Source organism: Devosia sp. P2_G7 (assembly GCF_056403495.1).
In genome coordinates this window covers 120,539-137,076 of record NZ_JBFUFI010000006.1, presented here as the reverse complement: position 1 = coordinate 137,076, position 16,538 = coordinate 120,539, and the positions used below count along the sequence as shown (strand labels likewise).

The window sequence follows — 16,538 nt, the reverse complement described above, 5'->3', positions numbered from 1 at the left end:
TATCTTTCAGCCCCGATGCCAAAAACATCCTCACAGCGGAGCCCCCTCGCGCTGCCACTCGCCGCGCTTCTTCAACTCCTCGACCAGCTCCTTGGGCATATAATTCTCGTCGTGCTTGGCCAGCACGTTGGTCGCGGCGAACGTCCCCTCGGACGTAACGCTGCCCTCGATCACCACGCCCTGCCCCTCGCGGAACAGGTCGGGCAGCAGCCCCACATAATGCGCCGGCATCTCGGTCTCACCGTCGGTCACCACGAAGTCCGACGTTTCGCCGGTCTTCTTCCAGGTGCCTTCCTTGACGAGCCCGCCCAATCGGATCGGCGTGCCGGCGGCAATCGAGCGTTCCTTCACTTCGCTCGGCGAATAGAAGAACACGATCTGGTCGCGCAGGGCCACGAAGATCAGCGTCGCCGCAACGACCAGAACGGCCCCGAGGCCGCCGATGATGGCGAGACGTTTCTGCTTGCGAGTCAATTGCTTGCTACCAATCCATTATCCGCTGCGAGAACATCGAGTTCCGCGCGAGCGCCCGCATCGGGATAGGCCTTGCGGGCCGCATCATAGGCCAGTTGTGCCGCCTCGGTCTGCCCCAGCACCAGCCGCGAGCGCACCAGGCGCGTCCATTCGTCGATCGTGCCGCCGCTCTGCATCAGACGCTTCGACAGCCCCTCGACCATGCCGGCGACGTCGGCATTGGCTGGCATGTCGCCGCCGAGCCCCGCCTCGGCCGCTGCCAGTCCGGCCTCGGCATTGGCGACCCAGCTTTCGCCACCGGTGCTCAGCTTCAGCAGCGCTTGCCACTGGGCCTTGGCGTTGGCGAAGTCGCCCTCGCGCGTCGCTTCGCTGGCGAGGTAGTAGCGCGAGCGCACGTGCTTCACATCCCGGTTCGATGCACTACGGAACAGCGTGAGCGGCTCACCGCTGGCGTCGCCGTCCTTGGCCATCATCAGCGCCTCGCCCAGGTCGGTCTCGCGATCCGCAGTCGGCCCATCGAGCTCGATCACCTTGCGCAGTGCCGCTGCCGCATCGGCAAAACGCCCCAGCTGCATGTAGGCCGGCGCGATCACGCTCCAGCCCCGCAGATCGTCGGGCTTGGCCTTGAGCTGCGCCTCGATGCGAGCGATCGCATCGTCCAGCGTCATCTCCGGCGGCGGCACGTCTTTGCGCTCGGTCAGCGGCTGTGCCGGCAGGTCCGGCCTGCCAAGCGCACCATAGACGCCGAAGGCCAGCAGTGCGGTCGCCACCGCTGCACCCGCAGCGATGCCGCGCCGCGATCCGGTGTCGGTCAGAGGCTTGGTCGTCCCCTTCAGCCGCATCAGTTCACGCGCCAGTTCACCTTTTGCGGCCACGCCTTCAGCCGGCCCGAGCCGCCCGAGCGCCAGGTCCGACTCGATTTCCCTCAGCTGCAGTTTCAGGTGCGCGACCTCAGGGCTGTCTACAACAGCGGCAGTCGCGTTGACCCTCCGCCCGGCCCCCGCATAATAGAGGGCGGCGCAGGCTATGGCTGTGACCACAAAAGCGAGCGACCAAAATATCATGTGCAGGGCTCTGCCTCATGCGAAGGTGCGGAAACGCGCCCGATCTATAAAGGCATTCTGGCAATTTATGCACCCGCACACATCGATGTGTGGGAGGCGCATTGCCGCAGCCCGAACAATGGTCCGCTAAACTCATGGCCGATGGCAGCTACGACTACCTGATCGTCGGCTCGACCCAGCTTGCCGGGCTGCTCGCCGGCCTGCTCGCGATCGAGCACAAGCGGCGCGTCTGCCTCGTCGGCGAGCCGTTCTCGCCGTTCCGCCTGCAGCGCAGCATCGATATCTCCGTCGCGCCGGTCACCCGGCCGGAAACGCTGCTGCTGACCAAGCGCGTCGCTGCCGAAACCACCAGGCTGGTGAGCGGCTGGGGCAAGGGCCTGCTCGGCCGCGTCGATCCGCTGTTCGTCGCCGAAACCCCCTACAGCATCGCGGCGCTCGGCCATTTCCGCCATCTGGCCCTGGCGCTCGACTATGCGGTCGAGCCGGTCGCCGACCGCAGCATCTCCGAAGGCCTCATGCTGCGCGTCCGCGATGCGCAGATGCTTTGCCACGGCCGACTGGAGCCGGCCATCGAGGCCTGGCTCGCCGCGCATGAGGTGCGCCATCTCGATCGCGCCCAGACTGAGCTCACCATCCGCAAGGACGGTACCGCCCGCATCGTCCATGACGGCCGCAGCGTCGAGGCGGCACAGGTGATCCTCGCGGGCGACGACGCCGTGCTCGAGCACCTGCCCGAGGACGCACGCGATCGTAGCCTCGAGGCGATATCGGGGTCCGCGCACCTCCTCGAGACCGGCAAGCCCCTCCCTGCCCCTTACATCGCCTTCCTCGACCGTGGCGTCATCCTCGGGCAGGACGGCAAGGTCAGCGTCTCGGCGCTGGTCGCCGGCGATCCGGCGACGGCGCGCGCTCGACTCGGTAGCGCCGCGGCGAAGACCGGGCCACTGCGCCTTGCTGGCGAGACCATGGTCGGCAGCCTCCGCACCAGCGATGGCGCGCCGTTCGTCGGCCAGGCCCGCGGCCAGAAGACCACCGTCATAGCCGGTCTCGGCCCGACCGCGGCGTTCCTCGCCCCCGCGCTCGCCCGCCATATCGCCGACGTTTCGCCCGCCGACGAGGCGCAATGGTTCGCCGCCCGCGGCCCCACCCGCGGCAACCTCCGGCTGCAGGCCGCCGACTACCAGGCGGTGCCGGCGTGAGCGACACTCCCCACCGGCTCCGGGCCGACGCCCCGCACGGGCTTGGCGGCGCCGAGCTCGATCGCAAGACGCCGGTACAGTTCCGCCTCAACGGGCGAATGATCGACGGCTTCCTCGGCGACACCGTCCTCTCGGCGGCCCTCGCGACCGGCATCCAGATCGCCGGCCGCCACGGCGACGACGCGCTGGCGCTCGACGAGAGCTTTTCGCCGCTGGTCTCCTCGGGCAAAGGCGGCGCGCTGCCGATGGACCGCACGCCGGCCTTGCCCGGGCTCAACCTCGTGACCATCGGCCTCCGCCGCGATCCCATCGCCTCGGGCGGCATCCTCGGCGCCTTGCGCAACAAGCTGGTCGGCCCCGCCCGCACCCTCAACCACCGCTTCGGCGATGGCGCGGTAGGCACCCCGCCCTGGCACAGCGCCCCCATCGACGAAACCATCGAGACCGATTTCGCCATTGTCGGTGGTGGCGTCGCGGGCCTCAGCGCTGCAGCCGCCGCCTCGGCCGCGGGCAAGCGCGCTGTGCTGATCGAGCGCACCCCCAGTCTTGGCGGCACCATCCGCTATTTCGGCGCCGTCGATGCCGAGGCCTCGCCGGATACCACGATCGAGCAGCTGGTCGCCAGCCTCGACGGCAAGGGCCGGGTCACCACCCTCACCCGTGCCGAAGCCTTCGCCATCACCGGCACCACGCTGCGCGTCCACCAGGTGGTGGTCGAGGCCGACAAGCCCGCCTCGCGGGTGATCGCCATCGTCGCCAGGCACATCATCCTCGCCACCGGCGCGACCGAGCGCCTGCCGCTGTTCCCGGGCAACCGCACGCCCGGCATCGTCGGCGCGCTCACCGCCTTCCTCCGCGCCGAACGCTTCGGCGTCTGGCCCGGCCGGCGGGCGCTGTTCACCACCCCGCACAGCTTCGCCTACCGGCTCGCTTTGCACGCCGCCGATGCCGGGGTCGAGGTGCAACGCATCGTCGACAGCCGCCTTTCCCCCACCTCGCGCTTCGTCGATTTCGCCAAGGCCACCGGCATCACCCTCGCCTCGGCGCTGGCGCCCAGCCACGCCGAGCCGCTCGAGCGCAACAAGCCGGGCCTGCGGGTCGGCTTCGCCGTGGCCATCGACGAGATCCGCCAGGACTCGACCGCCATCGAGACCGACCAATTGATCGCTGCCGGCGCCTGGCAGCCCGAGATCCTGCTCTGGCTGCGCGCCGGCGGCGCCGCCGCGTGGGACGCCGCCAATGGCTGGCTCGCCCCGCGCGGCACCCTGCCAGCGATGGCGCTCGCCGGGGCAGCCGCCGGGCTCCACACCACCGCCGCAGCCCTCAGCAGCGGCAAGGCCGCGGTGCTGGGCTTTCTGGGCAAGACCGCCCCGCCGGTGGTCGACACGGTCATCGAGGAAGCCTTCGAGACCCCCAATGCCCGGACGCCCGTCTCGCCATTCCGCGACGCTGCCCGCAGCGCCACCTATCTCGACCGCGGCCCCTCGCTGATCACCCGCCGTGCCGCCGCGGCCAGCAAGCACGGCGTCTCGGGCCTCGCCACCCGCGCTGTACAACTCGGGCTCGGCGACATCGCCGCCGCTGTCGACATCGGCGCCATGGCGCCACGCGACGCCGGCTCAGTGGCCGCCGAGCGCTGCGCCCTGTCGGGCGAAGTCACCGACACCGGCTGGCGCGTTCCCGTCACGCCGGCGCCGGAGGAGGAGGTCCCCACGCCGCCCGCCTATCTCACCGGCCGGTTCGGCGACAAACCGCAGATCTGGGTGCTCACCGCCGCCGATGCCCGCTCGTTCGAGCCCGGCTGCCTGATCTTCGAAAACTCCGAAACCAGCGACCCCCTCAAAGCCATCGGCGTCACCTACGCCCCCCACCGCCCCGGCGCCAACGGCGGCATCGCGATCATGGGAAAGGTGCCCGAGGCGGCTGAGCTCTACGTGCGAGATGCGGGGACTGCGGTGGCCTCAAGGCTGGTCGAGCGGCTGAAGGCAAAGGGCTGATCAGCCCGCCCGCTTCTCCGCGCTCTCGCGCGCCCGGCGCAGCACATCCGCATATTCCGGGTTGAACCGCAGCTCAGCCATCTTGATCGCCGCATCGAGCCGCGCGCCGGTGACCCGGTCGCCCGGGTTCTGGCGGAAGATCTCGAGGTTGCGCTGCACGTGCACTTCCAGCGCCTGGCCCACCTGGGTCCAGGTCTGGTCGAACATGGCGTTGAGCGCCAGCGAATCGCGGCAATCGCGGATCGTCGCCAGCACGTAGCAGCCGTTGAGCGCGGCCAGCACCTGGTCGCTGTCGAGCCGGTCGGTGCCCGCATGCCGGCGCAGTGCCAGGTTCACGTCCGGCGCCACGTCGCGGAGCTTGGGCTCCACCAGCTCCGACACTGTCTTGGTCAGCGCGGCCACCGCCGTCGACCAGCGCGTCAGCCGTCCGAGCTCGACATAGCCGGTCACCGCCCGCATCAGCCGGTGGAACCGGTCGATGGCGCGGCAAGTGAGGTCGATGTCGGCGAAGGCGCCATATTGATGCAGTGCCGGGATCTGCGCCTGTGCCTGCGACAGCATCGCGTCGATCAGCGGCCCGAATCCGGCGCGCGCCACGGCGCTCTCGGTGGCCGAACCCGCCAACCGGATCGCCGCGGCCATCAGCCGGCCGGGATTGCCCACCTGCCCCATCGCCGCCTGGAACAGCAGCGCCGAGACGGCATGATCGTTGAGCGGCATGGATTGCAGGGCCATCCCCAGCGCCGTCTCGTCGGTCATCGAGTTGGCGGCGCGGCCAAAAGCCTGCGCCTTGTCGAGCAGGCTCCGGCACTTGAGCGCATTGAGGACCATCGGCAGCCGGGCATAGGCCTCGTCGCTGCCGAACTGGATTTGCATCCGCCGCACCGATTCCTGCGTCGCTGCCGTCGCCGCAAAAGCGGTACGGGCGCGCTGCAGCAACTCGGGCATCAGCAGCTCGAGGGCGGCGCGGGCGGCGGGGTCGCTGTCGGAGGCGTTGGCGTCGATCAGGTCCGGCGCCACGTCGCGCACCAACCAGGTCCATGCCGCCCGGGCATGCGCCTCGGCGATGCCGCCGTCAAAATCGAAGCCGGCCGGATCAGGCACCAGCACCGCGTCGATCAACCCAAGGAACGGCCGGCCGACGTGCCGGGACCGGCGCGACGTCGCGGTTTCAGAGGGCTGGGAACGAACGGAAGTGTCAGGCATGCAAACCGGTGGGCGTCATGGGTCCAAGGGTAGTCCCCGAACCTAGCGCTCGCCGGTAAACAAATGACTATGCAGGCCGTTTCTGGCCGATCACATCGCTGCCGGCCGGCAATCAGCCGGCCACACTACGGGCCGTCAGCCGGCGACACTCCACGTGCCGTCGATCTCGCGGCAGGCGGTGCCCTTGCGGGCGACGGCGGTGCCACCGATGGTCACGGTGTGGGTGAAATCGCGGCAGTTGATGTTGTTGACAGTGACATAGGGGCCAACCGTCACGTTGCCGGAGGTGCCCTTGTCGCCGGTCCAGGCGCGCGGCGCGCCGGGGCGGCCGAAGGTCAGCGCATTGAACTGCGCGCTCGCCGCCTCGGACTTGTCCTTGGCGCTGAGCTTGCCGACGATCGAGGCATCGAGGAACGCCGTCACGTCGTTCATGGTGGTGCCAGCGGTCTGGATGGCGCCGGCCGCCGGAAGCGAGGCGGGGGTAATCGTCGGCTGCGTCGCCAGCGCCGAATTCGGAGCCGGCAGCGTCGGGCCGAGGGCCATGTCGGAGGAGCCCGTGGTGCCGCAACCGGCGAGCAAGAGCAGGGCGAGAACTGGAAGGGCGCGGGCGATCAGCTGCATGTGGGTCTCTAGGGGTGGCCGGGCCCTTATTCCTTGCGTATTGAGGCGAAAGTGCGGAAACCCGCCACCTTTGCGGCCGGGAGCCGCAATTCTGCCAGGAGCCCCCCCAGCACTGAGCGCTTCAATTGCAGGGAGCCGCCGTAGACGTCAACCAGTTCCTTGACGATATCCAGCCCCAGGCCCGAGCCGGGGGTCTTCTCGTCCAGCCTGACACCGCGGCGCAACACCTTGGTCGCCTCCTCCTCGGTCAGCCCGGGCCCGTCGTCGTCGATCTTGATCAGGAGGTTAGCCGTGCCGCTGCCACGCTCCGCCACCACTGTGACGCCGATCGAAGACTTCGCCCATTTGCAGGCATTGTCGAGCAGGTTCCCCGCCATCTCCTCGAGGTCGCCCTCGTCGCCGCGGAACCAGGGCAGCGATGCGTCGGGCCGCACCATGGCGATGGTCACCTGCGGGTTGAGCTTCTGCATCACCCGGGTCAACCGCAGCATCACGTGGGTAGCGTCCGCTTTCTTCCCCACCACGGTCGAGCGCGCCGCCAGCCGGGCGCGGTCGAGATAGGTGGTCACCAGCTGGCTCATCTTTTCGGTCTCGGTCGCGACGACCTTCGCAAGCCCGTTCTTCTTGTCGGCCCCCGCCTCGTTGCGCAGCACGGCGATCGGCGTCTTCAGCCCATGCGCCAGGTTGCCCACCTGGTTGCGCGCCCGCTCGACAATCTGCTCGTTGGAGCGCAGCAGCTCGTTGATCTCCTCCGACAGTGGCGCGAGCTCTGCCGGATAAGCGCCGGTGAGCGATGCCGCATCGCCCTCGCGCACCCGCTCCACCTCGCGCCGCAACCGGCCAATCGGCCGCAATGCCAGCCGTGCGACGATCGTCGACATCACCGCCAGCATGATCGCCACTGCACCGAGCACGATCAGCGTCTGCCCGCGGAACTCGTCGACCAGCGACAGGATTTCGTCGAGCGAGCCCGTCACCATGATGTGCAGCGGCAGGCCGTTCACCGTCACGGCACGCTCGATCACCCGGATCTTGATGTTGAACGGGTCGGTGAGCACCGCCGACTTGGTGTTCGTCTCGTCGAATTCGCCGGGCAGCGGGCCCAGCACCATGCCGACATAGGAATTGGAGAAGTTGAGCAGCTCGCCCTTGTCGTCGCGGATCGCCCAGTACCAGCCCGAGCCGGTGCGATCGAAGCGCGGGTCGGCCACCTTGATGGCCTCCGATTTCGGCGTGTCGGAGAGGAGGCTCAGGTCGGTGAGCGTCTCGATGTGGAATTCCAGCGTCTCGACGAGGCTGTTGTCCAGCGCCCGCGAGTAAAGCTCGGTGAGCAGAAACGCCGTCGCCACCAGCGCCACGATCAGCCACCCCGCCGACAGCAGGAACAGCGACGCCGCGATCGAGCCCTTCCGCTGCGACGCGGGTTGCACCGGCGGTGCGTCAGTCACAGCCAGGCCCTGCTCTATCAGTCGGGATGCCTTCTCCCCCTGTGGGAGAGGGTGCCCGAAGGCCGGATGAGGGGTTCCGCAACCAAGGGTTGCGCGATCGGAGCGAAGCGACGAGCGACCAAGCGCGCGGAGAGATACCCCTCATCCGCCCTTCGGGCACCTTCTCCCACAAGGGGAGAAGGCCGCTCGCCGATAGTGTCCCGGTACGAATGACAGCCTCAGTCCTCAGCGATCTGGTAGCCCAGCCCGCGCACCGTCTGGATGCAATCCTCCGGCAGTTTCTTGCGCAGCCGCCCGACGAACACTTCGATCGTATTCGAATCGCGGTCGAAGTCCTGATCATAGAGATGCTCGGTCAGTTCCGTCCGCGAGATCACCTTGCCCTTGTGGTGCATCAGATAGCTGAGCAGCCGCAGCTCATGGCTGGTCAGCTTCACCGAGTGCCCGTCCACGGTGACCTTGCCGGCCTTCACGTCGAGCCGCACCGAGCCGGCGCTGATCTCGTTGCTCGCCTGCCCCGCCGCCCGGCGCACCAGGGCGCGGACGCGGGCCAGTACTTCTTCCATATGGAAGGGCTTGGCCACATAATCGTCGGCGCCGGCATCGATGCCCTGCACCTTGTCGCTCCAGCGGTCGCGGGCGGTCAGCAGCAGCACCGGCATCTTCTTGCCGGCACGGCGCCATTCCTCGAGCACCGAGAGTCCGTCCATCTGGGGCAGGCCGATATCGAGCACCACGGCGTCGTACGGCTCCGTATCGCCGAGGAAGTGCCCCTCCTCGCCGTCGAACGCCACGTCGACGACGTAGCCCCCCTCGGTCAGCGCGTCCTTCAGCTGCCGGTTGAGATTGGTGTCGTCTTCCACGACGAGAATGCGCATCGATACGTCCCCTTTGCCGCCACGACAGCTCCCGCGCCCGGCAACAGCCGGCCCTACGCGCGAAGAACGTCCGACTTTGATTTTACGTGAGGCTTCACTGAGCCGGCAAGCTCACAGGTTTGCTTTCGCCATATTCGTCCATGACGTTGACCTGCCACTCCCACTGGCCGCCAATCAAGCACACCTTGGCCGCCGAGCTGATGATCTTGCCCTCGACGCCCGAAGCCTCCATCGCCTCGGACAGCTGGATCAATTCGCCGGAATCGATCCTCTCCTGGATCTCGCGCTTGCTCAGGCACTCCTGCGCCATAGCCGGCGCGGCAATGCCAAAAGCCAGCCCGAACGCCAAGGCGCCGGCCGCCACCAATGTCAGTACGTGTTTCATCGGACGGTTATGGGGGAGGATGGCTGAATGTGGGATGAACGGAGGCGCGCCGAGCTCCGGGCAAGCATGTCAAGCGCCCGAGAGACTAAACCAAGCGTCTATGGAGCTTCGGAGACGACTTTGAGAAGTCAGGCTTGGCGCGCAGCTGCCACGGTTCCAATCAGGTGGGCGGCATTGTCCCGTTGGCGATACACTCGTACTTCCCCCACCGCCAGCTGGTTAGCAGCCAGTTGGGCAAGTCTGTGAATGTTGGCCTCCTCGTCGTTCTTAAGAATGGACGCTAGCGCGGCGCCAGCCGCAGTTAGAAGGTAGATTGGAATCGACGGGCCGGGATCACGGGTGTTCGTTACCGCCGCTTCTCCATCGTCCACGCCCAGCACGTCCACATCGCTGGAAAAACCAAGCGCAAACGACCCCAGGTACGCCACCCAGAGGCTGGTCCCGCCTGAATCAGCAACTGCTGAGCTTAGTCGCCGTTGGCCCGTTATTGACGGCTCCGTTAGCAGATCAGCCGTTACCAGCGCAGCAGTGGTGTTATAGGGCAGCTTTCCAGTCAGCGCCCTAGGAAGGGCATTTCCTATTCGATGGATGCAAACCCCTTCGAAAATCTGCGCGATACCTGCATCGAGTTCATCCACAACCCGCAATACCTTACGGCTGAATGTACCAGGGACTCTAACCTCTGAGGCGAGAACGCGGCCCCATCGCTTTTGGAGCTCCTCGGTCGTGGCGTCTTCCGCGTATCGCTCCAGCCGACTGAGGAACTCTTCGCTCAGAGGCGTCTCATCCTTGGTCTGTGGTTTCGTTGGAGGATCCTCTCGAAGGTCTTCTAGCGCCTCCGTGAGGACGGCATCCTTTGCGGCCTGCTTCCGAGCGCCAGAACTGAGCGTTGACGTGAGGACGCGCATGGCTTTGTCGGGGTCTGCCTTCAAGGCTCCCGCCGCGGCCGTTGCAGCAGCTTCAATTATCTTTACTTCAGCATCGGACAGCGCCCTACGCTTTGAGTTGCCTGGCTCAAACAAGAGGTTCACCCAGTCTGCAGCGCTTCCGGCCAACCGATCGATGCTCACCAGGAAGCGGCTATTGGTGCCTGCGCTGATACCGTTTTCTTCCAGTTTGCCGGAGACCGTGATTTCTTTAGAAAGCACATCCTTCGCCACGATCACTCCCCCAAAGATGACGTGGACTATCATGGCGGCCTCCCGCGTGTATCGAGATGCTTCGCGATTATCCCCGCTTGTTGGTTATGCAGTTGACTCTCGCGTCTTCCACTTGCCGAGTTCCGGCACCTGCGTGGTAGGCCTTCAGTTCCCCAGGAGCGCGTGCCCCCTCACCCCTTGATCCCCTTGCGCAAAAACAAGATCGCCAGCCCCTCCATCAGCAGTTGCCCCGCCGAGTGTCCCTCGAAGCTGGGGAGATCCACGCCGACCAGTTGGCTGATCGCGGCCAGCACCATGGCGGTGGCGACGAGGTAGGTTTTGAAGCCGTCGAGAAAACCGAGAGTCATCAATAGTCTCCTGAGGTTGTGAGAAACGAGGCTGGCCAGCAGCCTCAGCCGCTGGCGGGCCAGGGCGTCGCCGAGGCCGTCGAAGATGGTCTTACGCATCGAAGCTTCCCGCCGCGGCGTGCCCGGCCCCGAACACCGGGCTCACCTGCGCCACGGTGAAATCGAACGCCGCCGGCGGGGCGCCGAAATCCGCCGCCTGCATCGCGGCGGTGTAGAGCGCCGCGGGCGCCGCGACATCGAGGCTCCGCACCGGCGTCGCGCCATCGAGGATGGTCACCCGATAGGCCTCGGGCAGGTGCTCGAGCGGCACTTCCATCGCCGCCCAGGCGCCGGCATCGGCCCGGCTCCGCCGCACCCAGCCCAGCGCCACGTCGCCCCCTGCCCCGCGCACCGCGCGCAGATGCACCGGCGGCAGCGGCAGCACCGGGCCCAACCCCAGCGTCGCCGTGAACGCCGTCCCGGTCGCATCGTGCCGCCCGGCAAAGGCCCGCAGCGCCAGCTCACCGCCGAGCCAATCCGGCTCCACCGGCAGCACCGCGACAGTTGTGTCGAGCACCACCAGCCGGTTGCCCACCGCGGCTGGGCCCATCGCCACATCGCTGCCCCCGAGCCCGCGCAGCAAATCGGTCAACCGATAACGCCCCGGCGCGATCAGTTCGGCGCCGGCGAAGCCCAGCACCTCCCATTCGCCCGCGTCGGTCTCCACCGCGATGCGGTTGCCGCCCGCCAGCGCCACCTCGAAATCCACCGGCGCAAGATGCCCGCCGACCAGCGAAATCTCGACGCCGCGCCGATCCCGCAAGTGCAGCGGCCCCCGCGTCAGCGGCGTCACCAGCTCGCCCATCGCCGCCGGTCGAGCCAATCGCGCCAGCCGAGCGCCAGTCGCCGCCAGCTGCACATCCACCTGCCCCGGCCACGGGCTGGCATAAGCCGCCAGCAGCAACCGCGATTGCCCCGGGCTCGCCGCATCCGGCGGCAAATGCGCCGCAAGCAACTCTGGCACCGCCCCCGGCGCCGGTCCCGCCGCCGCCCGCGCCGGCCGGTCGCTCAACACCGCCGCCCGCAACACCGGCGGCACCGCCCGCGCCGATACCCTCCGCGCCAGTCCATCGCGGATCTCGGCAACCTCGAACGGCCCCTCGCCCGCCCCCGCCAACGCCACCACGTCGCCCACCTCGAGCCCCGCCGCCGATGGCGGCAGCGCAAATTCCAGCGTGTCGCGCCGCGCGCTCGCCGACAGCAACAGCTGCTCCGCCGCCGCCCGGGCCGAAGCCGCATCGAGCACCAGCGCCGAGTTCTCCGCCGCCATCGCCGCTCCCTCGGGCCGCATCGCCGTCACCGTGCCGGCCAGGTAGTCCCGCTCGCGATCGACAAACCCCAGCGCCAGCCGCGCCACTTCCTCAGACGGATCCGGCCGCCGCCGCGTCGTCAGCGGCCCATCCTCCTTGACCAAATCATCCGCAGCCAACGTCGCCGCCACCGCCCCCGGCCGCACGAGCTCCAGCCCATCCGCCGCGTCGCGCACGCTCAACCCGGCAGCCGCCAACGCCGAACCGGTGGCCTCGCGCCACGACACCACGCCCTCGATGGTCACCCCGTGCACCAGCGGCGGCGCCAAATCGGCCGCCCCGAGCGTCACGCCGTAATCCGCCGCCACCGCGCGAGCCAGTTCATCCGCCGCCAGAGCCCCGAGCCGCCCGGTGAGCCAATGCCCCGCCGCATGGTTTTCCGCATCCGCCCACGTCCCCGCATCCGCCGGAAACGCCGGGTAAGGCCGCGCGTCCCAGGTCCACAGCGATACCCGCTCGACCATCGGATCGCCGTCCCAATGGCTGAGGTGCGCCCGCAAAAACTGCCGCTGCATCAGCGCATCCGGCGCGCCCGACGAGAAATACGGCCGCCCGCCCTCGCTGCTCTTGGCGTCCGGAAACACATTCGGCTGGTTCGCCCCCTTGTCGACCGCCCCGCACCCAAGCTCGGTCAACCAGACGGGCTTCGACCCCGGCAACCACCCCGTCGGCGTCGCCGAGCGCACCCCGCCCACCCGGTCGTGATGCGCATTGGCCCACCACCCCGCGATATCCTTGAACCGCCAGACCCAGTGCTCGCCGTAGCCCCCGTCGCCGATCGGCGACCGCACCCCCGCCAGCCGATCGGCGTCCGACGCGTAGTACCAGTCGAACCCCTCGCCCCCGTCGATCCCCGCCTCGATATAGCTGAGCCCATACGGCCCACCCTGCCCCGCATCCGGCCCATCCTCGCCGTCGCGCCAATCGGTGGTCGGCATATAGCTGTCGATCCCCACCGCATCGATGTCGTCGCTCGCCCACAGCGGATCGAGGTGAAACAGCTTATCGTCAGGCGCATCCGGCGGCTGAAACCCGTGATACTCGCTCCAATCCGCCGCATAGGTCAGCTTCACCCCGGGCGCGAGCGCCCGCGCCTCCGCCGCCAACGTCACCAGCGCATCGACGAACGGGAACCCGCCCGTCCCGCGCAGGGTGGTCATCCCGCGCATCTCCGAGCCGATCACCAGCGCCTCGGCTCCAGCCTCATCGGTCAGCGCCGCGTAGTGCCGCACCATGCGCCGAAAACCCCAGCCGGTGGACGAACCGACAAACGCCGCCACCTGCGCATCCAACGCGCTCGTCCCCTCGGGCGAGCCCACCGTCCCCGGCGCCGGATCACAGCTGATCCGCCCACGCCACGGATAAGCCGACTGCCCCATTGGGTTGCCTGCCGGAATATCCATCAGCACCATCGGGTAGAGCGTCACCGCCAGCCCGCGCGCCCGAAGGTCAGCAATCGCCGCCCGCACGCTCGCATCCGAAGGCGTCCCGCCATAAGCCGGCGCGCCATCGTGCTGGCTCACCACCTCCGCCGCCCCCCGTGTCAGCCCCGCAACGCTCCAGCTCGCCCCCTGCACGCTGCGGCTCGCGGCCTCGACCTTCGGCCGGATCGTACACTCGCCGCAGCGCAAATCGTCGCCGAACCAGCTCACCACCAGCGACACATGCTCGAGGTTCGGACACAGCGCCGTCAGCTCGTCGATCGACAGCGTCCAGTCGCTCACCAGCGCCGACGCGTGCGCATTCTCATGCGCCGTCGCCCCGCGCCCCAGCACCCGCACCCGCGCCACCGGATCGTAGCCGAACTCGGTCGCCCCGGGGATCACCGTCACCGAGCGGATCAGCGGCTCCAGCTCGCCCACCACGCGGCACAGCTCCACCGTGATGTTGGGGATGCGGTTGCCGAACTCGCCGAGCGGCAGCCGCTCGAACACCAGGTAGCAGAGCCCGCGATAGCCCGGCGCCGCATCCGCCCCCTGCTTCGCCTCGATCAGGCTGTCGACGTCCTGCGTCTCGGTCCCGCGATAGAACCGCAGCGTCAGTCCCTCGGTCTCGAGCAACTGCCCATCGGCCCAGATCCGCCCCAGCCGGTGCACCTCGCCCTCGCACAGCCCCACCGCAAAGCTCGCGACAATCTCGCGCTCCTCCGGCTGCGCCGTTCCCTTGGCGCCCGAATCCTCGCTCGCCAGTTCCTCGAGCTCCGTCGCCCAGATGATGTTCCCGGCAAGCCGCCCCCAGCCATAAAGCCGCGGCACCGCCCCGCCCTCGGCCGAGCCTGAAAGCCGGATATCCGCCCCCGGCGCCTGCTGCGGCTTTTCGCCGAACAGCGCCTGGTCCACCACGCTCCCCGCCAGCGCCCCCAGCGCCCGCCCAATCGTCGCGCCAATCGGCCCGCCAATAGCGCCGCCAATGAACTGCCCGGCAACGGACAGGGCGAGAGTTGCCATTCACACCACCTCCGGAAACGCAAACACCCCAGCCACCCGCCGCCGCCAGCCGTCGGTGAGGTTGCCCTCCACCACGCCCAGCCGCTCCTGCGCGTGGACGAACCGCCCCTCGCCCAACAGCACGCCGCAATGCCGCGGCAACACCGACGCCCCCATGCGGAACAGCACCACCGCGCCGGGCCCCATCACGCCCGGCCGCAGCCAGGTCTCGGCCAGCGCCTGCAACTCCCCCGCATGCGACGCATCCCGCCAGTCCGCCCGATAGTTCGGCAGCTCCGGCGGCTCGGTCCCGTAGACCGTCCGCCACACCCCAACGAGCAACCCGAGGCAATCGCATCCGGCCCCCAGCGTCGCCGCCCGGTGCCGATAGGGCGTGCCGACCCAGTCGCGGGCCGCCGCCACGATGTCCGCCCTCATCCGACCAGCTTCCGCCCGTCCAGCTGTCCACCCGCCCGCGGATAGCGCAGCACGAAGTCGTTGCCCGGAATGTGCGGAAAACCGCGGAACCGCTCGGCATTGGCGAACTTCGCCCGGCACGTCGCAAACCGCCGGTCGCATCCGGCGGTCAGGATGAGCGCGTCGCCCTCAACCACCCAGTCCCCCACCGGCGCGGCGAACCCCAGCACATCCACCCCGCCCAGCCGCTCCGCCGTCACCACGCGATCGCGCAACCCCTCGCGCTTCCCGCCACCCCACGTGGCCACACCAAACGCAAACCAGCCCTCGGCAAACCCATCGATCCCGTCGAGCACCAGCCGAAAGCGATCCCGCACCCCAAGCACCATCGCCTCGGTCCGAAACGCCGGATCCCCGAGGTCCACTCCGCACCGCGCATCGCCCAGCTCCGCGTCGCACAGCGCCTGGTAGATCCGCCCGCGCTTCTGGTTGATGGCCTGCTGCCCCGAGCGCAGCTCCGCCCGGAACACCCCATCCTCGCGCACGATCTCGCCGATCGTCGTCCGGCTCACCAGCATGCGCTGGCTCACGTCGCGCCAGTTCACCCGCCAGGCCTCGACCTCGGCCCCATCGAACCGCCCGAGCAGGATGTCGTCCTCGTCGATCGCATCCGAATGCAGCACGCCGACCACCTCGGTGGTGTCCACGCTTGCCCCGAGCTTCGCCGTCCCCGCCCCGCCATCCAGCCCATGCGCCGGCAGGTAGTCCGTCCCGCCAAAGCTCAGCGCCACGTCATGGTCGGTGAACCCGAGAACCAGCCCATCGCTGCGCTCGATCCGCCAGCACGTCGCCAACGTCGTCGCACCGCTCGCGATGTGCGCGGCGAACCCCGCCTCCAGCACCCTCATTCGCGCACCTCGATCAGTGGAATGGCCGGCACCTCGGCGGCGTCGAAGCTGGTCAGCTCGACATCCAGCCGATCGATATCGAACCGCACCGGCACATCGAACAGGAACCCCGCCGTCACCGCCGCGCCCGGTGCCGGCGCCGCATCCAGCGTCACCACCCCGGTCAGCGCATCCACGGAAAAGTCGGCGGCAGCGAGGGAGGCGCCCGCCACCGCCACCATCACCGACCCTGCAACGGGCTTGGTGATGGGTCTCAGATAGGGGTCGAAGTTCGCCCCGTATCGCTTTGTCAACGCAAACGAAACCCGCACCCCGTCGCCGGTCCCGATCACCTGATCCAGCGCCGTCGGCACCTCCGTCCCGTTCGACGAATAATCGAGCCCATCGCGCCACAGGAACGCATGAAACCGCCCCCGCCGCTCCTCGAAGAACGCCAGCACCGCCCGCATATCGGCCCGCGATTTCACCCCATATCCGGCATTGTACCGCCGCCGCGAATGCACCCACCGACTGTTGCGCTCCTCGCGCCCGGAGGCCAAAGTGAGGACATCGGTAGCGCGCTCGGGGCCACCGCGGGCGCCAAGTGCAACGTCGAGGGGGAAGCGCACTGCATGGAACACCATGAAAACCTCTGCTTTGATCGCACTGCGCCTCAGGCA

At 68.5% G+C, this 16,538-nt stretch carries 15 protein-coding genes; 2 read left to right on the top strand and 13 right to left on the bottom strand.

Translation table 11 applies throughout. The features are described from left to right. Positions 1-30: 30 nt before the first annotated feature. The gene (gene ccmE, locus AC1DWU_RS12020; RefSeq protein WP_477150216.1) at positions 31-474 is read right to left on the bottom strand and encodes a cytochrome c maturation protein CcmE; all 444 of its coding nucleotides are present in this window, start codon (positions 472-474) and stop codon (positions 31-33) included. Then, positions 471-1,538, bottom strand: coding sequence for a c-type cytochrome biogenesis protein CcmI (gene ccmI, locus AC1DWU_RS12015; protein WP_477150215.1), 1,068 nt, complete (start codon positions 1,536-1,538; stop codon positions 471-473). Before ccmI ends, ccmE begins: the two co-directional genes overlap by 4 nt. Positions 1,539-1,639: 101 nt before the next feature. Here ccmI and AC1DWU_RS12010 point away from each other — a divergent pair, with 101 nt between their 5' ends. Both AC1DWU_RS12010 and AC1DWU_RS12005 read left to right on the top strand, forming a co-directional pair. Beyond that, positions 1,640-2,737 carry a hypothetical protein gene (locus tag AC1DWU_RS12010; RefSeq protein ID WP_477150214.1) on the top strand — a complete coding sequence of 366 codons (1,098 nt, stop codon included), beginning with the start codon at positions 1,640-1,642 and terminating at the stop codon, positions 2,735-2,737. Beyond that, positions 2,734-4,734: an FAD-dependent oxidoreductase gene (locus AC1DWU_RS12005; RefSeq protein WP_477150213.1), complete on the top strand. Its 2,001-nt coding sequence runs from the start codon at positions 2,734-2,736 to the stop codon at positions 4,732-4,734. The genes AC1DWU_RS12010 and AC1DWU_RS12005 overlap by 4 nt, the downstream gene beginning before the upstream one ends. Here AC1DWU_RS12005 and AC1DWU_RS12000 read toward each other — a convergent pair whose 3' ends face one another. The 11 genes from AC1DWU_RS12000 to AC1DWU_RS11950 form a co-directional block, all read right to left on the bottom strand. Further along, entirely contained in the window at positions 4,735-5,940 is a 1,206-nt protein-coding gene (locus AC1DWU_RS12000; protein WP_477150212.1) for a hypothetical protein, read from the bottom strand. 135 nt (positions 5,941-6,075) lie between these two features. Then, positions 6,076-6,561, bottom strand: a complete 486-nt coding sequence (locus AC1DWU_RS11995; protein WP_477150211.1) for a hypothetical protein — start codon at positions 6,559-6,561, stop codon at positions 6,076-6,078. A 26-nt stretch (positions 6,562-6,587) separates the two neighbouring features. Continuing rightward, positions 6,588-8,009: a sensor histidine kinase gene (locus tag AC1DWU_RS11990; RefSeq protein ID WP_477150210.1), complete on the bottom strand. Its 1,422-nt coding sequence runs from the start codon at positions 8,007-8,009 to the stop codon at positions 6,588-6,590. 218 nt (positions 8,010-8,227) lie between these two features. Further along, positions 8,228-8,887: a response regulator transcription factor gene (locus AC1DWU_RS11985; RefSeq protein ID WP_291311524.1), complete on the bottom strand. Its 660-nt coding sequence runs from the start codon at positions 8,885-8,887 to the stop codon at positions 8,228-8,230. 94 nt (positions 8,888-8,981) lie between these two features. Then, complete coding sequence (locus AC1DWU_RS11980; protein WP_477150209.1) at positions 8,982-9,236, bottom strand: hypothetical protein; 255 nt, start codon at positions 9,234-9,236, stop codon at positions 8,982-8,984. 164 nt (positions 9,237-9,400) lie between these two features. Further along, positions 9,401-10,465: a DUF2806 domain-containing protein gene (locus AC1DWU_RS11975; protein WP_477150208.1), complete on the bottom strand. Its 1,065-nt coding sequence runs from the start codon at positions 10,463-10,465 to the stop codon at positions 9,401-9,403. 137 nt (positions 10,466-10,602) lie between these two features. Then, positions 10,603-10,878, bottom strand: coding sequence for a hypothetical protein (locus AC1DWU_RS11970; RefSeq protein ID WP_477150207.1), 276 nt, complete (start codon positions 10,876-10,878; stop codon positions 10,603-10,605). Beyond that, complete coding sequence (locus tag AC1DWU_RS11965; RefSeq protein ID WP_477150206.1) at positions 10,871-14,575, bottom strand: baseplate multidomain protein megatron; 3,705 nt, start codon at positions 14,573-14,575, stop codon at positions 10,871-10,873. The genes AC1DWU_RS11970 and AC1DWU_RS11965 overlap by 8 nt, the downstream gene beginning before the upstream one ends. Further along, positions 14,576-14,992, bottom strand: coding sequence for an NlpC/P60 family protein (locus AC1DWU_RS11960; protein WP_477150205.1), 417 nt, complete (start codon positions 14,990-14,992; stop codon positions 14,576-14,578). Next, entirely contained in the window at positions 14,989-15,879 is an 891-nt protein-coding gene (locus AC1DWU_RS11955; RefSeq protein WP_477150204.1) for a DUF2163 domain-containing protein, read from the bottom strand. Before AC1DWU_RS11955 ends, AC1DWU_RS11960 begins: the two co-directional genes overlap by 4 nt. Next, on the bottom strand, positions 15,876-16,502 hold the full coding sequence (locus AC1DWU_RS11950) for a phage distal tail protein, Rcc01695 family (RefSeq protein WP_477150203.1): 627 nt from the start codon (positions 16,500-16,502) through the stop codon (positions 15,876-15,878). Before AC1DWU_RS11950 ends, AC1DWU_RS11955 begins: the two co-directional genes overlap by 4 nt. Positions 16,503-16,538: the final 36 nt, after the last annotated feature.

Excerpts from the sequence above, each read along its gene's own strand:
- ccmI (WP_477150215.1), bottom strand. The coding sequence starts at position 1,538 with ATGATATTTTGGTCGCTCGCTTTTGTGGTCACAGCCATAGCCTGCGCC.
- AC1DWU_RS12000 (WP_477150212.1), bottom strand. The coding sequence starts at position 5,940 with ATGCCTGACACTTCCGTTCGTTCCCAGCCCTCTGAAACCGCGACGTCG.
- AC1DWU_RS11995 (WP_477150211.1), bottom strand. The coding sequence starts at position 6,561 with ATGCAGCTGATCGCCCGCGCCCTTCCAGTTCTCGCCCTGCTCTTGCTC.
- AC1DWU_RS11985 (WP_291311524.1), bottom strand. The coding sequence starts at position 8,887 with ATGCGCATTCTCGTCGTGGAAGACGACACCAATCTCAACCGGCAGCTG.
- AC1DWU_RS11975 (WP_477150208.1), bottom strand. The coding sequence starts at position 10,465 with ATGATAGTCCACGTCATCTTTGGGGGAGTGATCGTGGCGAAGGATGTG.
- AC1DWU_RS11970 (WP_477150207.1), bottom strand. The coding sequence starts at position 10,878 with ATGCGTAAGACCATCTTCGACGGCCTCGGCGACGCCCTGGCCCGCCAG.
- AC1DWU_RS11965 (WP_477150206.1), bottom strand. The coding sequence starts at position 14,575 with ATGGCAACTCTCGCCCTGTCCGTTGCCGGGCAGTTCATTGGCGGCGCT.
- AC1DWU_RS11960 (WP_477150205.1), bottom strand. The coding sequence starts at position 14,992 with ATGAGGGCGGACATCGTGGCGGCGGCCCGCGACTGGGTCGGCACGCCC.
- AC1DWU_RS11955 (WP_477150204.1), bottom strand. The coding sequence starts at position 15,879 with ATGAGGGTGCTGGAGGCGGGGTTCGCCGCGCACATCGCGAGCGGTGCG.
- AC1DWU_RS11950 (WP_477150203.1), bottom strand. The coding sequence starts at position 16,502 with ATGGTGTTCCATGCAGTGCGCTTCCCCCTCGACGTTGCACTTGGCGCC.